Genomic DNA, 26,715 nt, shown 5'->3' on the forward strand with positions numbered 1-26,715 from the left:
GGGCGGCGGCGGTGTGGTGTCATCTCGGGGTTCGACGCTGGGGATGGGGGCTGGTATGTCCGTTTCGACCTTGCTCACGTGGACGCTCATCGCCGCGCTCGGGGTGATCACGCCGGGGATCGACACCATGCTGGTGCTGCGGCACACGCTGCTCGGCGGTCGCGCCGCGGGCCTGGCGACCGTCGGCGGGATCGCGGCCGGGTGCGTGGTGTGGGGTGCCGCGAGCCTGGCCGGGCTCACCGCGCTGCTGGCGGCCTCCCGCGCGGCCTACGACGCGGTCCGGATCGCGGGCGCGGTGTACCTGGTCTGGTTGGGTGGTCGGGCGATCTGGAGTTCGTTGCCGCGCAACCGAAAGCCGGGTACCGATCTTCCCGCCCCCAGGTCCACCCGTCCCCTCGCCGCGCTGCGGGCGGGCATGGTCACCAACCTGCTCAACCCCAAGGTCGGTGTCTTCTACATCAGCATCCTCCCCCAGTTCCTCCCCACCGGCCCCGCCTCCGCCGCGTGGGGCGCCCTGCTGGTCGCCATCCACATCGGCGTCTCGTTCGTCTGGTTCCCGGTGCTGATCCTGCTGGCCACCAAGGCGAGGGCGCTCCTGCTCCGCGACCGCGTCCGCGCGTGGCTGGACCGCGTCACCGCGACCGTCCTCATCGGAGTGGGAGTCAAGCTCGCGACCGACGCCTGATGCCGGTCGTCCGCTACAACGCCCTCGCCCGCGAAGCCCTCGGTGACCACATCGAGGTCCCCCTGTCCCCAGCGCTCCGGCGACGCCTTCGGGAAGGGGTCGTCCACCTCGGCGACACCACCGTCCTCACCCGCCACCACGGGACTGCCGCCCCGGACCCGGACGACTTGACCGGCTGGGAGTGCTCCGCCAACAGCTTCCACCTCGAGGACCACGTCCCCGTCGAGGTCAGGCGCACCGAGCACTACGAACCCCGGATCTCCGAGGCGGACCAGCTCACCCTCCTCCGCCAGGGCCTGACCTTCGCCATCGAACTCACCCGGCTCATCCACGCCCGGCCGGATCCACCCCCCACCCGGTGCGTCGTCAGCACCAACCACACCTGCGGCACCTTCCGCCTCCACCGGCTCCGCCCACACAACCCGTGGCTGGCCGACGACCTCGATACCTACGTCGAGGAGCGGCTCGTTGTCGTCGACGAGGCCCGGTAGCGGGACAGGTGTGAAACCAGGGCGACAAGGGTGCTGACCAGCACTTTCACCTCCACACCGAGCCACCATGGGCACATGACGACGAACGCCGTGGCAGTCGAGGAGTGGACGATGTTCGACGACGACCTGATGTCGACCCTGTACGACGTCTACGACAACGCCGTGTCGTTCCAGTCGGGGTTCCGCTGGAACAGCCCCGACGGCCGCCCCGTGGGCGACCTCCCCGGCTGGCAGTCGGCCGCCCTCGGCACCCTCCTCGACCGCGGCCTGGTCGCCGTCGAGCCCGGTGACCACCTCGTCCGCCTCACCGACCGGGGCGTCGTCGCCCTCTACAACTCCCCCGAGGTCCCGCTCGCCGCGTGAATCCGGTTGGCGGGGTCTCGCCGGTGCGTGACAATCCTGGGCAGGGCCACCCGGGTGAGGAGCGCCGTGCGGAACGCCGAGGAGCCACCGGTACCGACCGTGGTCAACCAGGTCACCGCCACCACGATCGGGTCGCTCGTCCAGGCCGGTGTCATCACCACCGGTGACGTCCACCTGCACCTGTCCGCCCCCACCCCGCTCCCCCGGCAGCTCCCCTCGAACCCGCGCCAGTTCACCGGCCGCGCCGACGAGCTGGCCCAGCTCGACGCGGCCATGACCGCCGGGACCGGCACCGTCGTGATCTCCGCGCTGGCCGGCGCGGGCGGGATCGGCAAGACCTGGCTCGCCCTGCGCTGGGCGCACCGCAACCTCGACCGGTTCCCCGACGGCCAGCTCTTCGTCGACCTGCGCGGCTTCAGCCCCGACGGCGACGCCATGCCACCCGCCGTCGCGATCCGGGGGTTCATCGACGCCTTCGGGGCCGACGCCGAGCGCGTGCCGATCCACCCGCACGCGCAAGCCGCCCTCTACCGCAGCCTGGTCGCGGGCAAGCGGCTTCTCGTGGTGCTGGACAACGCCGTCGACACCGCCCAGGTCGTCCCGCTGCTGCCGGGCGACGCCTCCTGCACCGTCCTGGTGACCAGCCGGAACCGGCTCCCCGGCCTGGTCGTCGGGCACGGTGCCGCGCACGTCGCGGTCGACGTCATGCCGCCGGACGACGCCCGCGCCCTGCTCGTGTCCCGGATCGGGCCGGGCCGCGCGCACGCGGAGCCCGCCGCCGTCGACGACCTGCTCGGCAGCTGCGGCGGCTACCCGCTGGCGCTGAGCGTCGTCGCGGGCCGCGCCTGCCTGGAGCCGAAGCGGACGCTGACCGGGCTCGCGGCCGAGCTGCGGGAGGCGCGGCTGGACGGCCTCGACGAGGAGGACGCCGCCGCGAGCCTGCCCGCCGTCCTGTCGTGGTCCTACGCCGCGCTGACCACCGAGCAGGCCCGCCTGTTCGCGTTGCTGGGTGTCGCGCCGGGCCCGGACATCGGGCTGCGCGCCGCCGCGAGCCTCGCCGGTACCCCGGTCGCGCGGACCCGGTGGCTGCTGCGCGGGCTGGCTCGCGCGTCGCTGCTCGACGACGGCGGCGACCAGTACCGGATGCACGACCTGGTCCGCCACTACGCGGGCGACCAGGCCTCGCCGTCCGACCGCGAGGACGCGCTCCGTCGCGTGATCGACCACTACCTGCACACGGCAGCCGCGGGTGACCACATCCTCAACCCGCTGCGGCGCCGGATCAGCCTCGCCGCACCGGATCCCGCGTCCTGCGCGGCCCCGCTGGTCGACCCCGCCGAAACGCGCACCTGGTTCGACCGCAACAGGTTCAACCTGTCCGCCGCGCAGGAGTCCGCGGCGGACCTCGGTCTGGACCGCGCCGCGTGGCAGTTGGCGCGGGCGGTGGACACGTTCCACCAGATCCGGGGTCACATGGGCGACAACATCGCGGTCTGGACCGTCGGTCTGGCCGCCGCGACGCGCCTCGGCGACCTCGCCACCCAGGCCAGGGCGCACCGCTCGATCGGCCGGTCGTACTCGGTCTTCGGCGAGCACCGCCCCGCCCTCGACCACCTCCAGCAGGCGTTGCGGATGGCGTATGCGGCAGACGACACGGTCGGCGCCGCCAACACCCACTACCTGCTCGGCGGCGCCTGGATGCGCCTGTCCGACCACGACCGCGCCGCCGGTGAGGTCACCGCGGCACTGGGGATCTACCGCGAGACCGGTGCCGAGTCCGGTATCGCCAACGCCCTGGGCACCCTCGGCCTGATCCACACCAGACGCGGCGACCACGACCAGGCCGAGCGGTTCTGCGCGGCGGCCCTTCCCCTGCACCAGGCCCAGGACCAGAAGGACGGCGAAGCCGATGTCCTCGACTGTCTCGCGCTGATCGCCCACCGCACCGGCGACCACCGCACTGCGATCACCCGGTACGACGAGGCACTGGCGCTGTACCGGTCACTCGACCACACCGTCAGCATCGCGTCCACACTGGACGGAATCGGCCATCCCCACCTGGCGCTGGGCCACCACGACCAAGCCCGCGAAGCCTGGACGGAGTCTCTGCGGACCTACCAACTCCTGAACCGCGCCGCCGACGCCACCCGCGTCGAACTCCAACTGGCCGCCCTGCCCGAGTAGCGGGTCATTCCCGAGCGCGTGGTGGAGCGAGGCTCAGCAGTCCGCACCCGTAGGACTTGGCGCGACCGACCCCCGCCACCACGGCCTCGGCGAACGCCGTCGCGTCGGTCACCACCAGGTGCCCGTCGAACCGCACCGGCTGAACGGTGATCCGCCGCGCCGACTTCCGGCCGACCAGCAGCGGCACGGCGACCGCGACCACGTCCGGATCGCCGTTCCCCGTCACGGGGATGACGAACCCGTGCCGCGCGCCCTGGGCCGCCAGCCACGCGACCGGCTCGCGGTGCGGGACGCGTTTGCGCGCGCCGCGGTCGGCGACGGGCCGGACGCAGCGGGTCGGGTTGGCCAGCAGCCGGAAGGCGAACCGCCTGCCGGGCGCGATCGACTCCAGCACCGGGTCCAACGGCCGGACCTGGGCGGGCGCCAGCAGGTGCCCGTCCGGCAACCCGGTCCATTCCGGACGGGTGCGGCTCTGTACATATTGGACTACCCCGGTCCGGCCTGCCTCCAGCCGCCACAGCACGCCGTGGGACTGCCGGTAGGTCTCCGTCTCGGGCAGCTCCGGGTAGGCAGACATCACGGTGCGGTGCATGTTGTGCACGTCCGCGGCGTCGCGGCGGAACGCCGTCGAGCGCGGGTCGATGGTGAGCTTGGTCAGGAACACGGCTTGCCTCCGGTGATCATGTCGTCGGTCAGCGGCACCGAGCCGACGCGCACGGTCCGCGGGGCGAACCGCCGGTCGCCGTGGGCGAAGCTGATCGGGTGGTCGTGCCGGGTCTCCGCGTTCGGGTCCCCGGGCGGGCACTCGACCACCGTGCGCAGCTCCGCGGGCGCGAGCCGGGTCCGGGACTCCAGCCACCGGTGGTCGGCCAGGACCTCGGCCGCGGCGCGGTCGACGGGCCCGGTGTCGATCAGCAGCGGACTGGCCGGGACGTAGGCGCGGCGGCCGAAGAACAGCGGCCAGCGCGGCTCCTCGACCGCGGCGGCGACCCGGTCCAGCACCGCGGCCCGGCCCTCCAGCACCACCAGGAACAGCGCGTCGGCGAGGTAGTAGCGCTCGCTGACCACCGTCCGGCGACCGGTCCCCTGGGTCGTCGGCACGTTCCCCGCGGTGTGGTAGTCGCGTTCGAGCACGCCTTCGCGGTCGACCCGGACGGCCAGCGCCAGCCGGGCCAGTTCGGCGATGCGCTCGCGGTCGTCGCGCTCGTAGCCGAGCGCCGCGGCCAGCACACCGACCACACCGGACTTGGTGGGCTCCGCGGTGGTGTCCCGGATGATCCCGCGCGAGCGGACACCCCAGGACTGCATCGGCGCGTCGAAGCGCAGCGCCAGCGCCGCCGTGCGCTCGGCCACGCCTCACACCCCCGCGCCCGCGAGCACGGTCGAGGTGAACTCGTCGATCGACGTCACGACCCGGACGCCCGCGGGCTCCCCGAGGTCACCGGACACGGACGCGGCGGTCGCCGAGCGGATCTGGCCCGCGCCGTAGAAACCGCGCAGCTTGCCGAAGTGCTCGACCAACCGCGCGGTCGACGCGGCCATGACGTCGTGGTCCGCCACCGGCCGCAGGAACGCGTTGGCCAGGTTCCACGCGCCGCGCTCGCGCACGACGCCCAGCAGCGTGTCGGGCATCGTGCGGGCGGCCGTGGAGTTCTGCTTCCCACTGGGCACGGCGTTGACGAACGCCGACAACCACGCGGCGGCGGCCCGGCCCGCCAGGTCGACGTCGTCGCCGAGGTTCTCGGTGAGCCGCTTCAGGTCGACGTTGGCGTAGCGGTAGTAGCAGGCGGCGTTGAAGTCGACCGTGCCGATCATGTCCGCCCCCGACTCGCCCCGCGGCTTCAGGTCGTCGACGGCGGTGTAGAAGTCGAACTCGTTGACCACGACGTGCGTGGAGATCGCGTGCGCCACCTGGGATGCGGCGTCGACGTTGAGGTCTTTGATGTCGGCGATCATCCGCCCGAACAACGCGATGTCCGCGGCCCGGGTCGCGTCCAGGATCCGCTGCGTCTCGGCCTGCCCCGCTCTGTCCAGTTTGGCCTTGGTCGATTTACCGGCCCCCTTGGTGGCACCGAGCGCCTTGAGGGCGTCCCAGTTCTCCCGGCAGTACGCGGTGAGGTGCCCGATCGCGGCCTGGCTGACGAACAGCAGGTACTGGGTCAGCCCCTTCTCGTCGACCCCGAACCCGAGCTGCGACAGCGCGGTCCGCACCACGGCCTTGGCCTCGTCCTCGTCCCGTTGCTCGCGGACCAAGGCGTCGGTTGTCTTGTCCAACAAGCGTTTGGTGCGCACCGCCGTCTCCGAGCGGTCAAGCCCGTACTCGGTGAACAGGTCCCGCGCCGCGCGCTTGATGCTCTGGCTCGACACCCGCCCGCGCAGGTGGCCGCCGAACGTGGCGGTCTTGGGCTGACCGGTGTCGTCGCGGTTCAGGTTGCTGACCGGGAACGACTGGAGCAGGTGCAACTCGATGATCACTGGGTGGTCTCCGGGGTGTCGGTGGTCGGTGCCACGTGGTACTCGCGGGCCCACCGCAACCGGATGGCACCCGCCCGGTCGCCGAGGTGGTCCCGACCGAGCAGCACGGTGAGGTCGTCGAGCAGGCGGTGGTAGTTGACCGGGGTGCTGTGCGCGGAAAGCAGCCGAACGGCCTGGCGCAGGTGGTGCGGCAACCCGGCCCGGTCACGGGCGAGGAGCTGAGCGAACCGCCTGCCGACGGACGACCCATCGCCGATCTTCTTGGCCAACTGGCCCATCGAGGCGCCGAGCGTCCCGCGCGCCCCCTTGGTGAGCGGGTGCAGGGCGTACAGAGCACCTACCAGCAACCACACCTCCTGCTCCACCTCGTCATCGGGCGCACCGTTGCGGAACACGATCTCATAGGCCGCGAACTGCCTGCCCGGCACGAAACTGTTGCGCAACAAGGCCAAGTCCCGACGCGACCGCGCGACCAACGTCGAGTTCCGCGATGTCAGACAGTTGCCGAGGCCGTACAGGTGGTTGACGTAACTCTCGCGGGGCTTGGTCACCGCTCCTCCCCTTCGCCTTTGATGAACGCCGCGGCGTCGGCCCGGAACCGCTGCTTCGCGGCGGTGAGGCGGTCGCGGAACTGCTTGTCGTGCCTGCCGAGCACCACCAGCTTCGTCGGCTCGGTCTGCGTTCCCCGCAACCAGCGGTCTGCCGTCTCGGTCGCGGCTTCGGTGACCACGTGGACCCATTGATCGGCCACGGGCGTGTCCGCGCGGCGGTTCACCTCGGCTTCGGCGAGGCCTCGGAGGAAGGTGTCGAACGGTCGGCCCAGGCGCGGCCAGAACGACAGGTCGATCGGGTTCGCCTGGCTGCCACGCAGCTCGCTGCGGAACTCGGACTGCAACGCGCGCAACGCGGAACCGGCGTCGTCGGCCACCATGATGGCCGCCCCCATGAACCCGCTGAACCGCTCGCTTCGCGTCGCGCGCATGAGGGCGACGGGCGCTGACACCTCGTCCTCCAGCCACGCCTCCACGACTGACGCCTTCGAGTCGAGCCGCTGTCCGAAGACCCGCAGGGTGTAGACGGCGCTCCGGTAGATCGCCCCCCGCTCGACCAGAGTGTCGATCTGGTCGAGCGCGGGCGGCCGTTGCCTGCTACGACCTTCCTGCCAGTTGTCCACGGTGAAGAGTTCGACGCTGTGCCGCCAGATCCGGCGCACCGCGTCCAACCGAACCGCGTACATCGGCGCGTCCTGTTTGGGCTTTCCCCTGGGGCCGCGCGGCTTCCGGTACGCCGCCATCTTCTCCTCGTCGGGCCCGCTCGCGGAGAGCCGCGTTCCGGGCGTGAGGACCACGCCATCCACCTTCAACTCCCCGTCAACGCGTGTGGTGGAGAGCAGGACTCTTCGCGACGGCCAAGTGAGCAGGTCCGTCCAGCCTCGTGGTGTGCGTCGGTCGGGGGTCGGTGCCGGGCCAGTCGCCGATTCCCAGACCGGGTGGTCCTCAGCGGTGGTCATCGGTGGAAGCTCGTCAAGGGGCCGGTAGACGATGGCGTTGAGCAGCAACGTCTCCTTCAGCGTCGCCCCTTCCACGAGTACCACACCGAACCCGTTGCAGGGCGCCCGCTCCGACGACTTGTCCTTCTCGTACGGGGTCTTCATCCCCCCGGGGTCGAACGCCTGGGTCGTGACGAGCCACCGCGCGGCTTCCGCCGGTGTGAGCAGCAAGCGGTCGGTGGCCGTTGTGTGGTCGAAGAGCGTCACGTTGTTGCCGACGGCACGGTAGGGGACGAGTTTTCCCGGCGTGGCGGGAGGGAGGCTCGCGAGCGCCGCACACTGCATGAAGGGCAGCTTCGGGTGGAACAGGTCGAACTCGTGCCGCCGCAGGTAATCCCGCACCGGCTCCTCCGCGAACGCGTCGGCGGACCACAGCTCAGCCCACGCGTTCTCGCTCGGCGGCCCGTAGACCCGGTGGAACACGGCGAGGATCAGCCGGTGGAGCGCGGCCGTCATCGTCGGGGCCTCGGCGGCGATCCGGCGGAGTTCGTGCGCGCGAAGGATGACGTCCTCGATGCCGACGAACTCTTGGTCACCGTCGACGGTGACCACCGGGATCCACGGTTCACGCCCCAGGTCGAATCCGGGTTCACTCTCCGGCTCCGCCCCGACTTCCACCACGCGGATCCCGGACACGGGGTCGTAGACCAGCACATGCCCATCGACCGCACACCGGCCGTCCCGCAGAACCAGCACCTTGTGCCGGTGCAGCCACGGAGATCGGCGGAACAACTCCGGCGTCGGGCTGTCCTCGATCGCCCAGACCACCTCGTCCGGCAAATCCACATCGGACACCAACCGCACGGCCGCGGCCAGCAGCTCGGCGACGATGGTGGCATCGGGCGGCCCGGGGTCGGTGAGCACGACCTCGGCGGCCCCACCCACGGGTGTCGCCCAGCCGTCGCGCCCCGTTCGCACCAGCACGACGTCGACGTGCGGATCGGAGTCGTCTCCGCTGCCGGAGTTCATGACTTCCTACCGTTCTCCCTGGTGCGGCTCGTGCTCTTGCTGTTCTTGGTCAGCTCGCTGAGGTGGTTCACGGCATGCGGGAGCGGCAGGTACATCAGTCTTCCGCTGTGCTTTGACCTATCCCGTGCCCGCACCAGCCGCGCCTCGGCCTCCCGCCAGCGCTCCTCCCACCCGACAGGGCACGCGACCGCGTCGTCGTCCCCGTAGAGCGCGTCGACCAGTGCGGGCACCTCGCCGGGCAGGGACAGCGATTCGCGTTCCCGCAGCAACGCCCAGGTGCGCATCATGACCATGGGCTCGTAGACACCGCCGAGGTAGCTGGGGAACCGCGGCCCGTCCGCGGTGTCCTCCACCCCGGCGACGGCCAGCTCGGGCACCCCGCGCACGGCGTGGCGGTGCAGGCGCCCCGCGCGCTGGATGATCCAGTCGATCGGGGCGAGGTCGGTCAGCATCGCGTCGAAGTCCAGATCAAGGCCCTGTTCGAGCACCTGGGTGCCGATCACGATCGCCCGTGGCCTGGTGCCATCCGCACCGAACTTGGCCTTCAACTCGTCCTCAACCACCCGGCGCGCACCCGCGGGGAGCCGCCCGGTGATCACGATCAGCTCCGGCCTCTCGCCCGCGGGCATCGCCTTGACCCGCTCGGCCAACGCGTCGCACGTCTGCTCGACCCGACGGACCAGGTTGTGCACCACCACGGCGCTTCCCCCGTCGGCGACACGGTCCAACGCCCAGTCCACGACCTCGTCGTCCGCCACCCGCTTGAGCTTGATCGTCCGGCCGCTGTTCAGCGCCGACACGCCACTGCCCCGCGACACCACCGCGACCCGGTCCACACGGGTGACGCGCGGGGAGTCGCCACCGTCCGGGATCGGCGGAACTTCGGCGGGTAGGCACCGCGACAACCCGGCCTGCCAAGCCGCTACCAGATCGCGTCGCCGCCCCGCGGGCAAGGTGGCCGACTGGACCACAACCGAGACCCCCAGTCTGCCCAACCAGATCAGCAGCCGATCGAGCAAAGTGGACATATAGGTGTCGTAGGCGTGGGCTTCATCGATCACCACGACCTTGTTGGTCAACGCGGCCAGCCGCACGAACACGTGCCCGGACCGAATGGCCCCCTTCAGCGCCTGGTCAATGGTGCCGACTCCGATCGTCGTCAGCAGGTTCCGCTTCCGGGTGAACCACTCCAGCGCCGCCAGGTCGCCGTCTCCGGGTTCGTCCACACCGACGCCCCTGGGCTCGGTCATGAGTTCGGCGAGGACTTCCTCGGCCCCCGAGTGCGCCAACTGGACGGGGACCGGCCCGGCCAACTCCGCCACTTCCTCCCAGGTCTGCTTGCTGGTCGCCTTGGTCGGCAGGGCGACGTAGATGCCCGAGAGCGCCAACCTCCGCACCATCGCGGCCGCGGCCTGCAACCCGGCTCTGGTCTTGCCCTCGCCGGTGGGTGCCTCGATGAGCAGCATGGTGGGACCGTCGACAGCCCGGGTCAGTTCCTCGACCACCGCCTGCACCGGCCGCGGCTTCGGCGCCCCGGGGAACAGTTCGGCGAAGGTCACCGGTGGCCGCCACGCGGTCAGCCCGAGCCGTTCCACCGTCTTGGCCGCCAACGCCCCGGTGGAGTCGGCGTAGGTCTGGATGTCCGTGGTGTCGTTGTACGGGAAGTTCGAAACATCGGACGCGATCCAGTCGCTGATCGTCGTCACCGCGGCGAGCACCACGGCCGCCACCGGCGAGACACGGACATCCCGCCACGGCACCGTTTCCGGGTGGGGGAGACCGCGCAACCGCACGACATCCCGGACGAGCCCGTCACGCCAGCCCCGCCAAGTCGACTCGCCGTGGTTGTTCACCTCCCTGCGGGCTTGCCGCACGGCCGCGGCGTCCGGGAAGTACCCGTGATGCCCGCCGAGTGCCACCGCGATGTAGTCGGCGGTGCCGAAGTCGGCACCCCACTCGATCAGCGACTCCCGCACCGCCATCGCCGTCACCAACCCGTGCGGCGTATCCCGCCGAGCGACCCCCTTCTGCTTGGCCACCCGCCGAAGATCTTTCTCCGCACCCGCACCGAACCGCGCACCAGCGAGATCCGCGTTGACCGCCTGGAACGCGGGCGAGTACTTGCCGATGTCGTGCAGCCCGCACAGGAGAGCCACCCACCCCTCGGCGTCGCCCAACGGCGCGAACGTGGCGAGCAGTTCATTGCGCGCCTGCGGACCGAGGACGTGAACGAGCACCGCCCCCGCGACGGCCGCCGTATCAAGGACGTGGCAGACAAGAGGATGACACTTCCCAGCGCCCGCTTTACCCCACGCCACCCACACCGGTGGACACCCAGTCATCCGACATTCTCCCGAAACAAGCTCGCATTTCCTCAACCCCGCGTGCGCGGGGAAGACAACCGGCGCCCACGTACCAGCGATAGCGGACCAACTCCGCCCAAGTCGGAGAGCCTTCGAGCCAATCGAGCCGAAACGTAGCGTGTACCGATCAGTTGTGGCAAGGTTCGCTACGAACTAGCGATAGTTTGAAGGAAACACCAAAGAAGCGAGGTCGCCGACGGTGAGTGGACACCCGAAGAGGCCCATGTCGCAGCGGCCCGCGGTGGCGGCCGAGGCGCCTCTACGAAAATCCGTCGAACCGCAGTCAGAACCGCCGAAGGCCGAGAAAAACGACAGCCCTGAGCGCAAACGCTTCGTGCCTTGGGCACTGGTCGGGTTCGGCGTGATGGCACTCGTACTCGCGGGCCGTCATTTCGACACCCTGGTCCGCGAGCCGCTTGGGCTGTGGAGCCGCTGGTTGACGGGCGAGCAGTTGGGCGGTGAGCGGCTGTGGGGCTGGCCGTTGCTCGCTTGGGGACGAACGGGGAAGGCGCTCCAGTTCGTGGCGGGTCTGACCGTCGTACTCGACCTGGTCGGCCCCGACCGCTTGCGCGCGTTCGGCGCCGAGCTGCGCGGGCAGTCGTGGCGGCGGCTCGCCGACAAGCTCGAGGTGCCGGTCATGATGGTCACCGCGGTGACCCTGGTGATGTACTACCTGCTGGTCTTCCTGACCATCTTCGCCCGCGAGGCCATGGCCGGTATCGGTGTCACCCCCGCGCTGCTGTCGGGCCCCGTCGGTGCCGTCCTGGCGTTGCTGGTCGTGCTCGGGGTGGGGTTCCTGCTCTTGAGAGTCGTTCGCAAGCAGGGCGGACAGACCCGCCGCGGCATCATGGCGCACGCCGAGAGGTTGCCCCTGTACCTGGTCGGCGCGGCCCCCATAGCCCTCTGGATCACCGCGACCCGATTCCTGCTGCTGCCTGCCGTCAACGGCCTGGCCAGGGCGTTCGACCGCACCCACCCCGGCTACCCGCTCCGCTGGGCCGCGTTCGCGTTGTTCGTCGTCGGCTTCCAGTTCGATCTGCTCGCGTCGTGAACAACACCCGCCAGGACCTGGTGCGCGAGGATGGCGGGAACACCGGACCCGAGGAGACCACCGTGGCGATCCAGCGGATGGACAACGTGCTCATCGTCGTGGACGACCTGGACGCGGTGGTCTCGTTCTTCGTCGACCTCGGCATGGAGCTGCTGGGCAAGGGCCCGATCGAGGGCCGCTGGGCGGAGCGCGTCATCGGGCTCGACGACGTCCGCCAAGACGTCGCCATGCTGCGCACCCCCGACGGCCACGGCCGCATCGAGCTGGCCAAGTTCCACACCCCGACCGCGATCGCCCCCGAGCCGCGCGTCGCCCCGACGAACACCCTGGGCATCCGGCGCGTCATGTTCGCCGTCGACGACGTCGAGGACACCGTGGCCCGGCTCCGCGCGCACGGCGCCGAGCTCGTCGGGGAGTTGGTGCGGTTCGAGGACAGTTTCCTGCTCTGCTACGTCCGCGGCCCCGAGGGCATCGTCGTCGGACTCGCCGAAGAGCTCGGCTGAGCGGGCGGCACCCGACCCGATCAGCCAATTCGCCACCGACCGGATACGGATACCGCGGGCGCGCGAACTCCGCCGGTCAACGGAAGATCGAAATCTCGCTACCCGCGATCGTGGAGTTCCGCGAACCCAAAACTGAAACCCGCTCACTTCACGCAAGGTCGCGGGAGTCTCGACAACCCCCATCGCAGGTCAGGCACCGACAATGGGTACAGACCATTGGGTAGGCCGCTTTGTTCCCACACCCCATGGAAAGTGGCGACCGCACGGTACTGAATGTTTGTCACGTTGTCACTCTTTTGGCAACTTTCCACTCGAAGGACAACCTCTATAACGATCCGCGCCGTTGTTCGTCACTTTGTCGGGATGACGCCCCACGGTTGTAACGATGGACGCCGAACGGACGATCTTCGCGGTACTCGGTGCTCGGACAAGGGGGCATCCGGTTCTGATGTCAACACCGGAGTGTGGATTGGCGCGGCCCATGTCATCTCGCGAAAACAGGACACGACGACCGATCCGGTGGCTGCTCGCGGTGCTCGTCGCGACCGCGGTCCCGTTGGTCTCCGCCGCGGGCACCGCGGCGCAGGAACCACCGGCCACCGTGCCGGATCTCCGGGTCATCGTCCTGGTCGACGAGTCGGGCAGCATCGGGGACGCGGACCTGGTCGCGGAGCAGGAGGCGGCGCGCACCATCGCGGCCAGCGCGCTGTCGCCGGGGTCGGTCGTCTCGGTCGTCGGGTTCGGCAGTTCCGAGAAGCCGGGGCAGAGCGCGGTGGACGTGGTGTGCCCGCCGACCAAGGTGGATTCGGGCCAGAACCGCGACCTGCTCGCGAAATGCGTGTCGGGGCTGCGCAAGCGCGCCGACTCCGAGGGGGACGGGACCGACCACGTCGCCGCGCTGCAGCAGGCGCTCGACTTCGTGCGCGCCGACGGCCCGGAGAAGAAGGTCGTGTTCCTGCTGACCGACGGGAAGCTGGACGTCTCGTCCAGCCCGTCCTGGGGCAACACCCCGGAGCGGCGCAACCGCGCCGCCGCGGACAAGGTGGGCGACGTGCTCAGCGAGCTCGACCGGGCCGGGGCGCAGGTGTGGCCGCTCGGCTTCGGTTCGGTCGACCTCGGCGCGCTGGCCGGGTTCGCCAAGGGCAAGAGCTGCGCGCCCGCGGTGCCCGACCCGAGGGAACAGGTCGTGTCCGGCCCCGAGGCGATCCAGTCGGCGATCAAGCAGGCGTTCTCGTCGGCCACCTGCGGCAAGTACAACACCTCCGAACGCGGTGACGTGCCCAAGGGCGGCAGCCTCGACCTCACCGTGGACATCCCCGCCGTCGCCAGCGACGCGTCGATCATCGTCTCCAAGCGCGACGCCCGCGTGCAGGTCGAGTACTGGGCGCCCGGCGCGGGCAAACCCGCGCCGCAGGAGGGCGCGGCCAACTTCGTCTTCTCCGGTCAGAGCACCGAAACCGAGTCCGTGCAGATCACCGACCCGAAGCCGGGGCGCTGGACGATCCGGCTGTCCTCGGCCGAGGTCGACGCCCGGGACGTCGTCGCGGCGGTGTTCTTCCAGGCCGCGGTGAAGGCCTACCTCACGGTCACTCCCACCCAGCCCACGGCGGGGCAGACCGTCGAGGCCACGATGCAGGTGCGGGCCCGCGAGGCGGCCATCAACGACCCCGAGGTGTTGCGCGGCCTGGCTTTCGTCGTCACCCTCACCGGGCACGGCTTCCAGCCCGCGCAGATCGCCCTGTCCGACCCCGACGGTGACGGGGCCTTCACGGGGAAGCTCGACGTGCCCGCCGGGGCGGACGGCGAACTCACCTACACCGGCCAGGTCTCCGGCGTCGGCGTCGGCGGCGACACGCGGACGCTGTCCACGAGGGTCCGCGCGGAAGCGGCCCCCGTGCAGGCGCAGATCCTCTACGACGACAACCGCGCCACGGTCGTCCCCGGCGGATCGGTCACCGGGTCCGTCTCGGTCGCCAACAACTCCGGCAAGGTGGCCCAGCTGCGGCTCGAGGTCGTCGACGTCACCGCGGGCACCACGCTCACCGTCGACCCGGCGCAGGTGCGGGCCGACCCGGGCGCAGGCAGGACCGCGTTCACCCTGCGCTTCGGGGCCGACAGCCCGCTCGGCGGCGCCGGTGCCAAGCTGCGCCTGGTCGACACCGCCGACGGCACGGTCGTCACCGAGCGGCTGTTCAGCGCCGAGATCACGCCGGAACCCAGCGCGTTCGAGGAGTTCTTCTGGATCTGGATCCTGCTCGCCGCGCTCGCGCTCGCCGGTCTGGTGTGGGTGTTGCTGCGGCTGCGGGCCAGGGCGGAGGCGAACAGGGTCACCGGTCTGCGGGCGCAACTGCACAAGAACGACTTCCTCGCCGCGGAACTGCCCGCGCCCGACGGCGCAGGCCGCGACTTCGGGTTCATCGTGCACGACGACTTCACCGGGCCGCAGCTGCAACCCGCGGGCCCCGACGAGGCCAACGCGTACTGGGTCCGCCGCGTGGGCGACCGGCTGGAGCTGCGCGGGCCCACCCTGCCCCCGGCGGTGATCCCCGCCGGTGTGCCGCGGCACATCACCCAGGACACGGCCATCGTCATCCTCGACGACCGCGCCGCCGCGGTCATCGCGGCCCCGCCCGCCGACCCGTTCGGCTCCCCCGCGACGGCGTCGTTCGGCGCCCCCGCCGGGTTCACCGGCCCGCCCGCGGACCCGTTCGCCCAGACCGCGACCGTCGCCGCCCCCACGGCCCAGTACCCGACCGCCCCCAGCACGACCAACCCGGACCCGTTCGGCGACCCCTTCGGCACGCCTTCCTACCCGTCCGGTCCCGGCCCCCAACCGGGCCCGGCCGCCGCGCCCGAGCGCGGCCCGCAGATCGACCCGTACAACCCGTTCGCCTGACGGGAAAGGCCCAGTCCGATGGGAGGACCCCGACGAGTGCACCGGTTCGGCCGCACCGATCGCGCGAGTTCGTCGGACGAGATCGGCAACATCCCGCACCAGCGAGACCTGCGCCGTTCGGCGCACCTGTTCGGTGTGGTGACGTCCGTGGTCGTCACGGCCTCGGTGGTGTTCGGGAACCGGATCTCCCCGATCTGGCTGGTGCTCGTCCTGATCGGCTGCTCGGCGATGATCGTTCTCGCGAACCGGCTGGTCGTCGACGGGCTCGACCACACCGACGGGCCGCCCGCGATGCCGATGCCGCGCAGGCTGTTGAGCGTGGTGCTGGGGGCGGTCGTGGCCTACTCGGTGCTGTTCTGGGTGTTCGGTTCCCGCGTCGACGCCGTGCGCTACGACCCGGCCCCGGACCGCTGGGGTGTCGAACAGCACCGTCTGGACGTCGAACAGGCCGAGCAAGAGGAGATCTCGCGGACCCCCGAGACCGCGCCGGAGATGGACCCGGAAGTCCTGCGACTGCGCAAGCAACTGGACGACACGGCCGCGGCCGAGCGCAAGGCGACGGAGACGGCGTTGTGCGAGTTCGACGGAACCTGCGGCACGCGCCACAAGGGCGACGGCGACGCCTACCGGATGCGGGTGGCGGACCGCGACGAGCTGACGCGGAAGGTGGCCGCCATCACCGCCCAACTCGACCAGGCGAAGGCCGCGGCCCGCAGCCGCGCGGACAACCTCGCCCAGGCCAAGAAGAGCGCCAGGTCCCGTCTCGCGGCGATCGACCGGGAACGGCGCGAACTCGGACCACGGCCCGCCAATCCGACCACGTGGTGGTCGGCGGTGATCGCCGTCGGGTCGCGCTACTGGGGCGGTGTCAGCGCGGTGTCGGTCGGCGCGCTCCTCGGCTACCTCGCCGTGGATTGGTGGGCGTTCCTGTGCCACCTGCGCCGGATCTGCAAAGGGGAGTGACGACCGTGGCGAGTGGTGTGGACGTCGACCTGGTCACGGTCAAGGACGCCGCCCGGAAGCTCAATTCCCGGGTGGAGTCGGAGTGGCGGCTCGCGCGCGGCAAGGCGGTGCAGTCCACCTGCGACGTCGTCAAGCTGGTCGCCGACTTCCTCGACCGTTCCCTCACCGACGGCAAGTCCGCGGAGCTCGTCCGCTTCCTCCGGCAGGACAAGGCCTACACCGAGTTGGCCGCGGACGTCGGCGACACGCTCGACACCATCGACAACTGCCTGAACGCCTTGGACCGGGGTGGGTCTGCGACCTCTCTCGCCAAGCTGCTGGGCGACTTCGCCAACCAGCTCTGCGATCTGGTCGAGCAGGCCATCAGCGCGTACCTGGAGGTGGCCAAGAAAGCGGTCGCCGACGACATCAGGTTGGCGGAGGCCAGGGACCACGCCACCGTCATCGCGGGTGCGGCCAGGAAGGCGATCTACACCTGGCGCCTGATGGCCGAACCGCCCCCGACACGCGCCGCCGACAAGGCGGCCCGCGAGATCAGCCACTACTACGACGACCACGCCAAGCGGGAGACCAGCCACGCCAATCGGTTGCGGTTCATCGCGGGCAGCCTGCTGGCGCTCATCGCGGTAGGCGCCCTGGTGATCACGCTGTGGTTGGACGGCAGCCCGCTGGGCGAGGAGCTGGTGCGGCTCTCGGCCACCGTCCCCATCGCCGTGCTCGCGGGCTACCTGGCCAGGGAATCGGCGCGGCACCGGGCGTCGGCGCGGTGGGCCGGTGAGTTGGCGATCGCCATGTCCACCCTCGCCGACTACACCGAACCCCTGGGCGAGCAGGGCATCGAACTCCGTCGCGTGCTCGGCATGCGCATGTTCGGCCAGACCGAGCCGGAGCGAAGACCGGACGGCCTCTACGACGACGTGACCGCCCTGGTCGACCGGCTCAACGAGGCGCTGCGAACCCTGCTCGACTCCCTGGACCGGCTGCGCAAGTGACACCCCAACTCCCTGCCCGTGAGGACGTGCCGCGATGAGGATCTACCAACCGATGTTGTTCGTCGGGCTCGGCGGCACCGGCTGCAAGGTCGGTGCCGAGCTGGAGAAGCGGCTGCGCGAGGAGTTGTGCGGCCCCGACGGGACCCGGCTGCTCGGTGACATCCAGAACCCGAACTTCCTGCCCTACCAGCTCCCGTCGTGCCTGCAATTCGTCTACGCGGACCTGAGCACGACCGAGCTGCACCGGGTGCGCCGCGAGGTCGTGCCCGGCCGCGAGCACGAGCAGGCCGCGCAGCGGACCATGCACCAGATCGCGGACCTGGTGCCCGCCAAGCTCGCCAACTCCGCCGACGTGGCGCAGAGCCTGCGGATCAACACCGACGAGGACACCATCCAGTGGCTGCCCGGCCGGGAGAGCGACCCGCGGATCGGGCCGCTGGTGCGCGGGGCGGGCCAGCTGCCGACGGTCGGGCGCGCGGTGCTCTTCGAAACCCTGCGGCGCAACCGGGACACCGCCCTGCTGGGGGTGAAGAAGGCGCTGGCCGACATCAACGAGTCCGCGGGCGAGCTGCTCGTGGTCAGCGGCAAGCGCACCCAGCGGGTCGACCCGGTGATCGTGTTCGTGGTGTTCTCCGTGGCGGGCGGCACCGGCAGCGGCATCTTCTACGACTACCTGCACCTGATCGGCGACCTGATGCGCGAGGGCGGCAAGGTGGCGGAGATCTACCCGCTGGTCCTGATGCCCTCGGCGTTCGACGACGGTCAGGGCGGCGGCAGGCCCGCCGAGCTCAACGCCGGTTCGGCGCTGGTCGACCTGTTCCGGCTCATAGACGACCAGAACGCCCAGGGGTCCCCGGACGCGCTCGACGCCAGGGGCACGCACGGCGCCGTGTCGGTGCGCTACCCCGGCCTCGGGCAGGTGCAGCTGCAGCCGAACGTGGTGCAGACGGCGTTCCTGTTCGGCAGGCCGGTCGGCGGCGTGCGGCGCGACGACCTCAACCGCTCCATGGTGTCGCTGATGGTGTCCCTGATCGGTGCGGGCCCCACGGACCAGGACGACGACGAGGGCCGGGCGACCCGGCCGTACCAGTCGTTCGCGGACGGGTTCATCAACAGCAAGGTCGACCGGCACGCCACCGCGGACACCGGCGTCGGTCGACGCGGCGTCACCACGAGCGCCGTCGCCGCGCTGACCACCCCGCTGCTCGAACTCACCGACGTGGTCTCCTCCCACCTGCTCGCCAACGCCGTGAACGAGCTCCTGGTCCCGCCGGGCGCGATGGAGACCAACAAGCAGTACATCCGCCAGTTCGTCACCGCCGCGGGCCTGGACCGGCTGCTGGAGGCCACACCGGGTCGGATCCCGCCCCAGGGCAGCCCGGTCGGGTACGGACCGGTCGTGGCGGCGCTGACCGAACGCGCGAACGCCATGGGCACCGCCATCGACCGCGGCCAGGAGGCACTCGCGGCACCGGTCGCCGCGCTCGCGCAGAACTTCGACCCGACGGCGGCGGCGGGCGCCGTGCTGCGGCACATCGACCTGTTCCAGTTGTGGCGCACGGTGTTCGGCCACCGCGACCTGGTCGACCCCCTGGACGTGGGCGGTTTCCGGGCGCTGCTGGAGGGGTGGCGCTCCCCGCCGCCCGCGCCGCCGGGGCTCAACGCCGCCGTCCCGCCCATGCCGACGAACCTGCCCAAGCGCCTCATGCAGCGGATGCGGATGGCCGACGAGCCGGTGCGGGCCGTGCTGCGCGCGCAGGACACCTGGTACCACTGGCAGACCAGGCGGATCTGGAACGCGGCGTGGAACGACAGCCACCGGCTGTGGAGCAGGCCGTGGCACGCCTTCCTCGAGGAGTTCAAGGCGATCCACGACCAGTTCGTCGCGCACGCCCACAACGACCCGCACCAGTTCGACCAGCGCTCCAAGGACCTCTACAAGTCCCGGGTCGGCGTCACCTACCTGCTGCCGCCCGAGGACCGCGGCCTGGAGGGCTTCTACCAGGGGGTGCTCGCCCGGCTGAAGCAGGACTACTCCCAGCACCTGGGGCCCAACGCGCACGAGGGGCACCTGCTGAACCTGCTGCTCGGCCAGGAGGGCTGGGTCGCGGCGTTCACCAAGGGGCGCAAGGACCCGGAGGCCGCGGTCGCCGACGTGCGGCAGCGGATCAAGGAGGCGGTCACCGAGCGCGTCCGCCCCGGCGACCGGGGCAAGCCCGCGCTGGTGCCGAGGATGGACGACCTGCTGGCCAACGCCGTGCAGCGGCGCGACAACAGCGTCACCGACGTGGACCTCAACCGGTTCCGGCAGAAGCTCGCCGAGCTGGTGCCCGGCGGGTTCGCACCGGACGGTCACGCGCCGCTGAAGGTGCTGTTCACCTACCCGGCCGCGCAGGAGGACGTCGAGGTCGAGCGGTTCCTGCGGCACGAGGTCTCGCTCCCGGTCGACATGGTCGGCGAACCGGAGTTCCGCGCGGTGCAGGCCGACTCGATGGTCGTGGTGCTCAACCGCAGCTCGATGGGCATCACCGAGGTGCCGGAACTGCGCCGGGTGGTCAAGCAGTGGGCGAGCGCGCAGCGGGACCCGCAACCGATGGACACCCTGCCGTGGCGGCGCAGGCTCGGCCAGGAGGGCAACTACCTGCTGATGGACGAACGCGACCGGGTGCAGGTGCTGCACCGGCTGCTCTGCGCCGCCTGGGACGGCAAGATCACCGTCGTCGGGTCCCCCGCCAGCCCGGACCGGATCACCGTCGCGCTCGGCAGCCGCGAGGCCGTGTGGATGGAGCTGGACCTGGAGCCGCTGGGCGCGCTGTCGTCGTGGGCCAGCGCCCTGCAGTCCTACGAGCGGTGGATCCTCACCGACGACAGCCAGACCCGCCGCAGCCTGGCCGCGCGGCTGATGTCGGCCGTCCCGGCCCGGGCCGACCGCTCGCCGTCGCTGCCCGCCAAGGAGTACACCGTCCTGGTCGACCTGGCCGAGCACGAGCTGGCCAAGGTCGCCGAGGCCGAGCGCAACCGCGTGCTCAGCACCGACCCGCAGCTCGGTGTGTGCCGGGAGTTCTGGTCGCGCGCGCTGCCGAGCGCGCTGGCCCAGCCGGTCGGCGCGACCGCCAAGAACCTGGTCGACCTGCGCGAGCAGGCCGAGGCGGCGCGCGGGCTCGGTGGTGAGGACCTGGCATGAGCACTTCCGACGTGGTCGTGGTCGACCTGCGCGGCGGCGGCGTGGCCCCCGCGGACCCGGCGGGCGGGGTGGTGGTGGTCGACGACGCCGCCGACCTGGTCGCGCACGCCGAGACGTACATGTCCCTGGTGGGCGCGGACATGGTCACCGCGGTGGTGTGCCTCGCGGTGGGGGAAGCCGCCACCGGCGACCCGCTCGACGGTGTCGTCCTCACCCTCCCACCCGCGTTGCGGCACGCCACCGTGCTGTGGATCGGCAACCCGACCGGGGTCGAGTGGGCCCCGGACAGCGCGGCGCCGAGACCCGCGGCGCACCGGGGCGACACGCTCGACTCGCTCGTCGCGGCCCTGCGCGACCCGCACCTGTTCGACCGCGTCATCGCCGCCGCCGAGGAACTCCCGGCGTCGGCGGCCAACCCCGGCGTCCGGCTGGTCTCGCACTCGGCCGACCTCGCCGAGCTGGCCGAGGCGCGGGCGGCGGCCGTCCGCTCGCTGTGCGCGGGCGACCAGCCCGCCACGCACGACCTGTCGGCGGGGCTCGGCCGCACGCCGCTGCTCAGCGGTCAGATCGGGGTGGTGCTGTCCGGCCCGGTGCAGGCGGCCCGCGCGGACGCGGTGCGCAGGCTCGCCGAGGTCGAGCGGCTGGCTGGGGTGCTCGGCACGGTCAAGGCCCTGCTGGGCACGGCCCGGTCGACGGCGGGCCTGTCGGACCAGGTGGTCTGGGCCGGGCAGGCGGCGGAGAACTACCGCGCGGGCGTGGTCGAGTTGCTGAACCGGGTGGACGGGCACCTGCAGGTGGGCGACCCGTCGGTGGAGTCGGTGCGGGAGATGGGGGTGCCCGCTCCGCGCGAAGCCGATCCGGCCGAGGTCACCCGGCACCTGCGGACGGTCGTCGACGAGCGGCTCCGCGCGGGCGCCGCGTTGCCGGCGGTGGCCCGCGAACTGCGGCAGTTGGTGGCCACGAGCCGCCCCCAGGGCTGCATGGCCGCCCTCGACGAGGCCCGGGCGATCGGGCCGCTTTCCCTGACCGCGCCGGGGTTCCGCCGCTGGCCGCTCGGTCTGGGGGCGCTGCCGGTCGTCTTCCTCAGCTGCGCGGCGATGGTGTACCTGCTCGGGCCGGGGTGGTCCGGCTGGCTCGCGGGTGTCCTGCTCGCCGCGGCGTGGACCGGCGCGGGGTGGCTGCTGCTCGCCCGCAGGCCCGGCGTGGACAGCTTCTCCGCGACGGCCCCGCCCGCGTTCGGCGTCTACGGGTCGACCGCGCTCGGTGGGGCGGTCCTGGCCGGGATCGGTCTGGTCTTCACCACGCCGAAGCGGATGCCACCGCTGGTGGCGGACATCGTCGCGGTGGCGCTGGTGCTGGTCTGCTTCGCCGTGGTCGCCACGAGCTGGAAGGCCGCCGCGCGCCGGTGGCAGGCCGCGCTGCGGGTCGCGCCGGTGCGGGACGCGATCTCGCAGCTGACCCGGATCGCCGAGGACACCGCGAGCCAGGCGTGGCTGCCCGTCGAGCGCAAGCGCGCCATCGCCGCCGCGGCCACGGCCGTCGCCGACGGGGTCCACGAGGTCGCGAACGCCCTCGCCGACGCGGGCAACCGGCTGTTCCTCGCCCCCGACACCGCCTCCGGTGGCGGTGCGGAGCAGATGGCCCGCCCGGTGCCGCGCGAGCTGTACACCGTGGTGCGCGGCGACCTGCTCGACGTGTGCCGCGCCGCGCTCGACCCGGCGTGGCCCGCCGCCGAGGCCGCGACGCGCACCGCGGCGGGCGTCTACGCGCAACGGCTGGAACGGCTGCTCGGCGAATACGGCGCCGAGGTCCGCGGCCGGGGCCTGCTGTCCGCGACCGGCTTCAGCAGCGACCAGGCCACCCGCGACGAGCTGCTCGTCCGCACCTGGCAGGAGTCACCCGCGGCGCTGGCCGCCCTGCGCACCCGCGTCGACGACGACATGACGCAGCTGTGCGCGGGCGGCCACCTGCGCTACCTCAACCGGACGGCGAGTCCCCAACTGGTCCGGTTCGCCCCGGCCCGGCTGCGCGTCGCGCTCGGCCGCGACAGTGTCCACAGTGGAGTGTCCAATGACCCCGGCATCGCCTGGAGCGGCGCCGGGGAGTTCGTCGGCGCGTTGCGGCTGCTGCCGCTGCGGTCGGAGTCGGTGCGGCACGCACCGGGTGGGAGCGACAAGTGAACCCAGGCCCGCAGACCGTGCGCTGCCGGACCGTGGCAGGCGTGTGGCAGCAGATCGTCGTGGAGCACGTGAACGAGTTCCAGACGCCCGGCTCGGCGCTGCCGCAGGCCCTCGTCCGGGTCAACAACCAGCTCTACGTGCGCAAGTGCGTGCCGCCGCAGCGCGGTGCGCGGTCGCCGGGGCTCTACGACCTGCTGGACAACGAGATCCGGGCGGGGTGCAGGCTCGGCCAGGTCTACGGCGCCCGGTTCCCGCAGGAGCTGGCGAACCTGGTCGGCTACGACATCGACGCGGAGGAGCCGTTCGCGCTGCTGCGCGCCTACCGCGGCGAACCGGTCGGCTCGAACCCGCGCTTCGAGGAGGCCGACGCGTGGCGGTTCCAGCACGGTGTGCTGCGGGCGCTGCAGCTGACCTCCGCCGCCGGGGTCGTGCACGGCGACGTCACCGCCCGGGCCCTGCGCTGGGACCACAGCCAGGTCCAGCTGGTCGACTTCGAGTCCGCCGAGCGCGTCGGCGACCGGCGCCGCCGCGGCACCGCGGCCACCCGCTCCCCGGAGCAGGCCGCGGGCACCGGCACCGTCGACCCCCGCGACGACGTGTGGGCCGCGAGCCAGCTCATCCGGGCGACGCAGTTGCAGGTCCCGTTCGACGAACAGCTGCCCGACCACAAGCTCGACCCGGACGGCCTGCGCGCGCTGCTCGCGCCGGTATTCGGCAACGCCGTGGAGCAGCGCCCGACGCCCACCGACCTCCTGGGCCGCATGCGCGGCAGCGCCACCCCGCTCGTCCCGGACGACCCCGACCGGCACCTCGCGGTGGGCCACGAGATGTTCGAACAGGCCAGCCGGGCCAAACGCGGTACCCCCGTCAGCCCAGCCGCCAACGGCGGCAAACCGGCCCGCCGGGGCAAGCGCGCCTTCCCCTTCCTCGGCACCACGCTGCTGGTCGCCGGGATGATCATCGGAACGGTGGTGGCCCTGTGACCGACCCCAACCCGTCTCCCCCCCGCCGCGTGCGCTGCCCCATCTGCGCCGACGACATCCCGTGGGCCGAGGAGCGCTTCATCTCGGTCTACAACGCGGGGAAGAACCAGTACGAGCACATCGACGTGTCGAGGATGCCGGAGTCGAAACGGGCCGACCTGGCGCGCAACGGGTTCCGGCAGTGCCCCAACCCGTCGGAGGACACCAGCAGGCACTTCCTGCCCGCCACCTACGGCGACTACGGCAGCCCGCTGGTGGTCGGCCTGATCGGCGCCCCGGACTGCGGCAAGACGCACCTGCTGACGGCCATGATCCGCGAGGCGTACCTCAACGGGCTCGCACCGTACGGGATCACCGTGAAGGCACTGGACTTCGTGCGGCACGAGAAGTTCCACAAGGACTTCATCCAGCGGTTGGAGAAGGGGGAGGCGCTACCCGGTACCGAGACCGGCATCGCCGACGCCGCCGACATCCTCCTGCTGCGCGGACCGGCGGGCACCCGCCCGGTGACCTTCTTCGACGTCGCGGGCGAGGACTGGCAGAACACCGACGCGCGCAACCGATCCACCCGATTCCTCGTCGGCGCCACGGCCGCGATCTTCGTGCACGCCAGCGAGGACCCACCGGACGCGGGCAAACCCCCGTTGACCGGGGAGAACCGCTCCTTCGACCTGGCCGTCGAACGCCTGCGCGCCGCCCGCCTGCCCGCCGTGGTCGCGGTGACCAAAGCCGACCGCCTGCGGTACCTCTCCCCCGTCGACCGCTGGCTGAGCCGCGGCAACGAGACCACGGTGGACCCGACCCGGATCCGCCAGGAGAGCAAGGACGTCTACGCGCACCTGCACAACACCGGCGCGGTGGGTTCCCTGGAGCCCTACCACGCCTTCCCCCGGTGCGCACTGCACTTCGTCTCGGCCAGCGGCGGCGACGCGGTCGGGAGACGCCCCGACGGCAGCGGCAAAGCCCACTTCCCGCGCGGGTTCCGACCCACCAGGGTCCTGGAGCCCCTGGTTTCGCTGCTCGCCATGACCGGCATGATCAACACTCCCGAGGCCGCCCAGGTAGGTGCACCGTGACCGAAGAAGGCGCCCACCAGGTGTACTTCGGGTTCTCGCTCGACAGCAACAGCAACAAGCACACCATGATCGCCAGGTCGTTCGAAGGCACCAACGCGGCGGACTCCTGGGAGGAGAACCTGCGTGACCACGTGCGGCTCATGGGGATGGGACACCTGACCGCGCCGAAATCGGCGTTGTCCTACCTGCGATTCGACGGCGGGTTGGCCGCGATCCTCCGCCGGTTCAGCACGGGGTACAGCGAGGGCAGGAACAACGTGCACGCCTTGGTGGGCAACGAACGCGTGCTCACTCCGACGGTCGCCGTCGGACTCGCGGACTGGCCGAAGTGGAGCACGCAGGCGCCGAGCACCCGCCTGCGCCCCATCACCGCGGGCCAACTCAACAGCGCTGTCCGGCTACCCAGTCCCGATCTGCTCCAACACGCCCGGAACGAGATCCTGACCGTGCTCACCGCGATGCTCGCGGAGCCCGCGGACAGGCCGGTCAGCGTGCTCGGCTGTCCGGAGAACTCGAAGTTGCTCCTGCAGTGGGGTTTGTACCTGGCCGCGCGGGAGTTGATGCCGGAGCGGCTGTGGTCGTTCTCCACCTACGAGCACCGCCACGTCGATGGCATCCCCAACCTGCCGGAGGTCGTGTTCCTCCCGATGAACCCGAGTTCCGGAATCGCGACTCGCACGATCGTGGACCTCACCGCACCCGCGCCGCACCCGCACCAAACCGCTGTCGACTGCGTCGACGCGATCTTGGACGACCGGCGGCGGCGCCCGACCCCCCGGCCCTCCGCACAAGGCCATGAGAACCAGCCGGTCAAAGCCCGGGAACCGCGGGTGAACCAAGGCCTCCGCACCGAGCGGCTCGACTCCGTCGAGGCCCTGCTCCGGGCGCGCACCGCGACCGAGCTGTCCAACGCGCTCGACGCGGCCGCCAGGGAACCGGACCGCGAACGGCTGCGCAGAGAGCTCGGTCCGACCGAGGTGGACCAGGTCAGCGCCAGTGTGGAGATCTACGTCCGGCATGAACTACTGGCCAAGCTCTGCCAGGCCAGGTACGGGCCGGACCTGGCCGACCTCGCCCACCCCGACGTGCTGACGGAGGCCGCCAAGCTCATCGAGCAGTGCCAGTCCGAACAGCTGGGCAGGCTGCTGGTCAGATCACGCCCTTCGGAATTGGCGTGGGCGATGGCGAACCGCTGGCCCACACCCGCGCCCGCACCGCGGGTCGAGCCCGCACCGCAAGCGGCTCCCACGCCGGTCGCGCAGGTCGCGCAGGTCGTGCCGGCTGTCCGAGTGGTCCGGTGGAACGGCTGGGTGCGCAGACTGGCCCCCACCGTGGCCGTCCTGGCGGTGTTGAGCGTTGTCTTCCTGCTCGGAGTCCTGGTGGGTCGACCCGAGGCGGCCTCAGGCGCGTCGTCCCCCACGGCGACTTCCACACCTCCCCCACCGACCACAACTCCCACGACACCAACTCAGTCCGCGACCCAGCAGGCGAATCCTCGGCCGGAGACCCCCGATCCGAAGACCGCGAACGGCATCGCCACCGCTGTGGTCCCCCAGGGATTCGTCCTCTTCGGATTCGTGAGGACCGAGCGCGGCTACTATCCCCAGGCGGCCTGCGACCTCGACTCTCCCCCGAACGGATGGGTCTGCACCCGCGAGATCCAGGTCGAAGGGAAATACAGCGCGGAGGACAAGTTCGTGGGTCACCTCGTCCCGCTGGAGGAGGTGAACACCCTGGTGATACCGAACGCGCCCGATCCGCTGCCATTGGCCAAGTTGCCGAAACCCATCCCGCTGGCCAAGGCATAA

At 71.4% G+C, this 26,715-nt stretch carries 20 protein-coding genes; 14 read left to right on the forward strand and 6 right to left on the reverse strand.

Annotated features, from left to right (window positions below; all coding sequences use genetic code 11):
• The first annotated feature begins 55 nt into the window (after nucleotides 1–55).
• The 4 genes from V5P93_RS28345 (at nucleotide 56) to V5P93_RS28360 (ending at nucleotide 3,723) form a co-directional block, all read left to right on the forward strand.
• Nucleotides 56–685 carry a LysE family translocator gene (locus V5P93_RS28345; protein WP_104482389.1) on the forward strand — a complete coding sequence of 210 codons (630 nt, stop codon included), beginning with the start codon at nucleotides 56–58 and terminating at the stop codon, nucleotides 683–685.
• The gene (locus tag V5P93_RS28350; RefSeq protein ID WP_104482390.1) at nucleotides 685–1,176 is read left to right on the forward strand and encodes a hypothetical protein; all 492 of its coding nucleotides are present in this window, start codon (nucleotides 685–687) and stop codon (nucleotides 1,174–1,176) included. The genes V5P93_RS28345 and V5P93_RS28350 overlap by 1 nt, the downstream gene beginning before the upstream one ends.
• 75 nt (nucleotides 1,177–1,251) lie before the next feature.
• The gene (locus V5P93_RS28355; protein ID WP_146108292.1) at nucleotides 1,252–1,539 is read left to right on the forward strand and encodes a hypothetical protein; all 288 of its coding nucleotides are present in this window, start codon (nucleotides 1,252–1,254) and stop codon (nucleotides 1,537–1,539) included.
• A 66-nt stretch (nucleotides 1,540–1,605) separates the two neighbouring features.
• Nucleotides 1,606–3,723 carry a tetratricopeptide repeat protein gene (locus tag V5P93_RS28360; protein ID WP_104482392.1) on the forward strand — a complete coding sequence of 706 codons (2,118 nt, stop codon included), beginning with the start codon at nucleotides 1,606–1,608 and terminating at the stop codon, nucleotides 3,721–3,723.
• A gap of 4 nt (nucleotides 3,724–3,727) precedes the next feature.
• Here V5P93_RS28360 and cas6e read toward each other — a convergent pair whose 3' ends face one another.
• The 6 genes from cas6e to V5P93_RS28390 are packed head-to-tail and all read right to left on the reverse strand — an operon-like array spanning nucleotide 3,728 to nucleotide 11,058.
• A complete protein-coding gene (cas6e, locus tag V5P93_RS28365; protein WP_104482393.1) occupies nucleotides 3,728–4,387 on the reverse strand; it encodes a type I-E CRISPR-associated protein Cas6/Cse3/CasE in 660 nt (219 codons plus the stop codon).
• Nucleotides 4,378–5,076, reverse strand: coding sequence for a type I-E CRISPR-associated protein Cas5/CasD (gene cas5e / locus V5P93_RS28370; RefSeq protein WP_245931657.1), 699 nt, complete (start codon nucleotides 5,074–5,076; stop codon nucleotides 4,378–4,380). The genes cas6e and cas5e overlap by 10 nt, the downstream gene beginning before the upstream one ends.
• Nucleotides 5,077–5,079: 3 nt before the next feature.
• Nucleotides 5,080–6,198: a type I-E CRISPR-associated protein Cas7/Cse4/CasC gene (gene cas7e, locus V5P93_RS28375; RefSeq protein ID WP_104482394.1), complete on the reverse strand. Its 1,119-nt coding sequence runs from the start codon at nucleotides 6,196–6,198 to the stop codon at nucleotides 5,080–5,082.
• Nucleotides 6,195–6,749 (reverse strand): type I-E CRISPR-associated protein Cse2/CasB, encoded by a 555-nt coding sequence (gene casB, locus V5P93_RS28380; RefSeq protein WP_181043823.1) that lies wholly within the window; start codon nucleotides 6,747–6,749, stop codon nucleotides 6,195–6,197. The genes cas7e and casB overlap by 4 nt, the downstream gene beginning before the upstream one ends.
• Nucleotides 6,746–8,716, reverse strand: coding sequence for a type I-E CRISPR-associated protein Cse1/CasA (gene casA / locus V5P93_RS28385; RefSeq protein WP_104482396.1), 1,971 nt, complete (start codon nucleotides 8,714–8,716; stop codon nucleotides 6,746–6,748). The genes casB and casA overlap by 4 nt, the downstream gene beginning before the upstream one ends.
• The gene (locus tag V5P93_RS28390; protein WP_104482397.1) at nucleotides 8,713–11,058 is read right to left on the reverse strand and encodes a CRISPR-associated helicase/endonuclease Cas3; all 2,346 of its coding nucleotides are present in this window, start codon (nucleotides 11,056–11,058) and stop codon (nucleotides 8,713–8,715) included. Before V5P93_RS28390 ends, casA begins: the two co-directional genes overlap by 4 nt.
• Before the next feature lie 385 nt (nucleotides 11,059–11,443).
• Between V5P93_RS28390 and V5P93_RS28395 the strand changes: the two genes are divergently transcribed.
• From V5P93_RS28395 to V5P93_RS28440, 10 genes are all read left to right on the forward strand, one after another.
• Nucleotides 11,444–12,130, forward strand: a complete 687-nt coding sequence (locus V5P93_RS28395; protein WP_104482398.1) for a hypothetical protein — start codon at nucleotides 11,444–11,446, stop codon at nucleotides 12,128–12,130.
• A gap of 62 nt (nucleotides 12,131–12,192) precedes the next feature.
• Entirely contained in the window at nucleotides 12,193–12,633 is a 441-nt protein-coding gene (locus tag V5P93_RS28400; protein WP_104482469.1) for a VOC family protein, read from the forward strand.
• 481 nt (nucleotides 12,634–13,114) lie between these two features.
• Nucleotides 13,115–15,529: a VWA domain-containing protein gene (locus V5P93_RS28405; RefSeq protein ID WP_181043824.1), complete on the forward strand. Its 2,415-nt coding sequence runs from the start codon at nucleotides 13,115–13,117 to the stop codon at nucleotides 15,527–15,529.
• Nucleotides 15,530–15,565: 36 nt separating this feature from the next.
• Nucleotides 15,566–16,492: a DUF4407 domain-containing protein gene (locus V5P93_RS28410; RefSeq protein ID WP_181043825.1), complete on the forward strand. Its 927-nt coding sequence runs from the start codon at nucleotides 15,566–15,568 to the stop codon at nucleotides 16,490–16,492.
• A gap of 5 nt (nucleotides 16,493–16,497) precedes the next feature.
• Complete coding sequence (locus tag V5P93_RS28415; RefSeq protein ID WP_146108293.1) at nucleotides 16,498–17,484, forward strand: hypothetical protein; 987 nt, start codon at nucleotides 16,498–16,500, stop codon at nucleotides 17,482–17,484.
• Between the two features lie 34 nt (nucleotides 17,485–17,518).
• Nucleotides 17,519–20,668, forward strand: a complete 3,150-nt coding sequence (locus V5P93_RS28420; RefSeq protein ID WP_104482402.1) for a tubulin-like doman-containing protein — start codon at nucleotides 17,519–17,521, stop codon at nucleotides 20,666–20,668.
• Complete coding sequence (locus tag V5P93_RS28425) at nucleotides 20,665–22,848, forward strand: hypothetical protein (RefSeq protein WP_104482403.1); 2,184 nt, start codon at nucleotides 20,665–20,667, stop codon at nucleotides 22,846–22,848. The genes V5P93_RS28420 and V5P93_RS28425 overlap by 4 nt, the downstream gene beginning before the upstream one ends.
• Complete coding sequence (locus tag V5P93_RS28430; RefSeq protein ID WP_146108294.1) at nucleotides 22,845–23,831, forward strand: hypothetical protein; 987 nt, start codon at nucleotides 22,845–22,847, stop codon at nucleotides 23,829–23,831. The genes V5P93_RS28425 and V5P93_RS28430 overlap by 4 nt, the downstream gene beginning before the upstream one ends.
• A complete protein-coding gene (locus tag V5P93_RS28435) occupies nucleotides 23,828–24,907 on the forward strand; it encodes a GTPase domain-containing protein (protein WP_104482405.1) in 1,080 nt (359 codons plus the stop codon). Before V5P93_RS28430 ends, V5P93_RS28435 begins: the two co-directional genes overlap by 4 nt.
• Nucleotides 24,904–26,715, forward strand: coding sequence for a hypothetical protein (locus V5P93_RS28440; protein WP_104482406.1), 1,812 nt, complete (start codon nucleotides 24,904–24,906; stop codon nucleotides 26,713–26,715). The genes V5P93_RS28435 and V5P93_RS28440 overlap by 4 nt, the downstream gene beginning before the upstream one ends.

The organism is Actinokineospora auranticolor (assembly GCF_041897805.1).
In the GTDB taxonomy this organism is placed as follows: Bacteria; Actinomycetota; Actinomycetes; order Mycobacteriales; family Pseudonocardiaceae; genus Actinokineospora; species Actinokineospora auranticolor.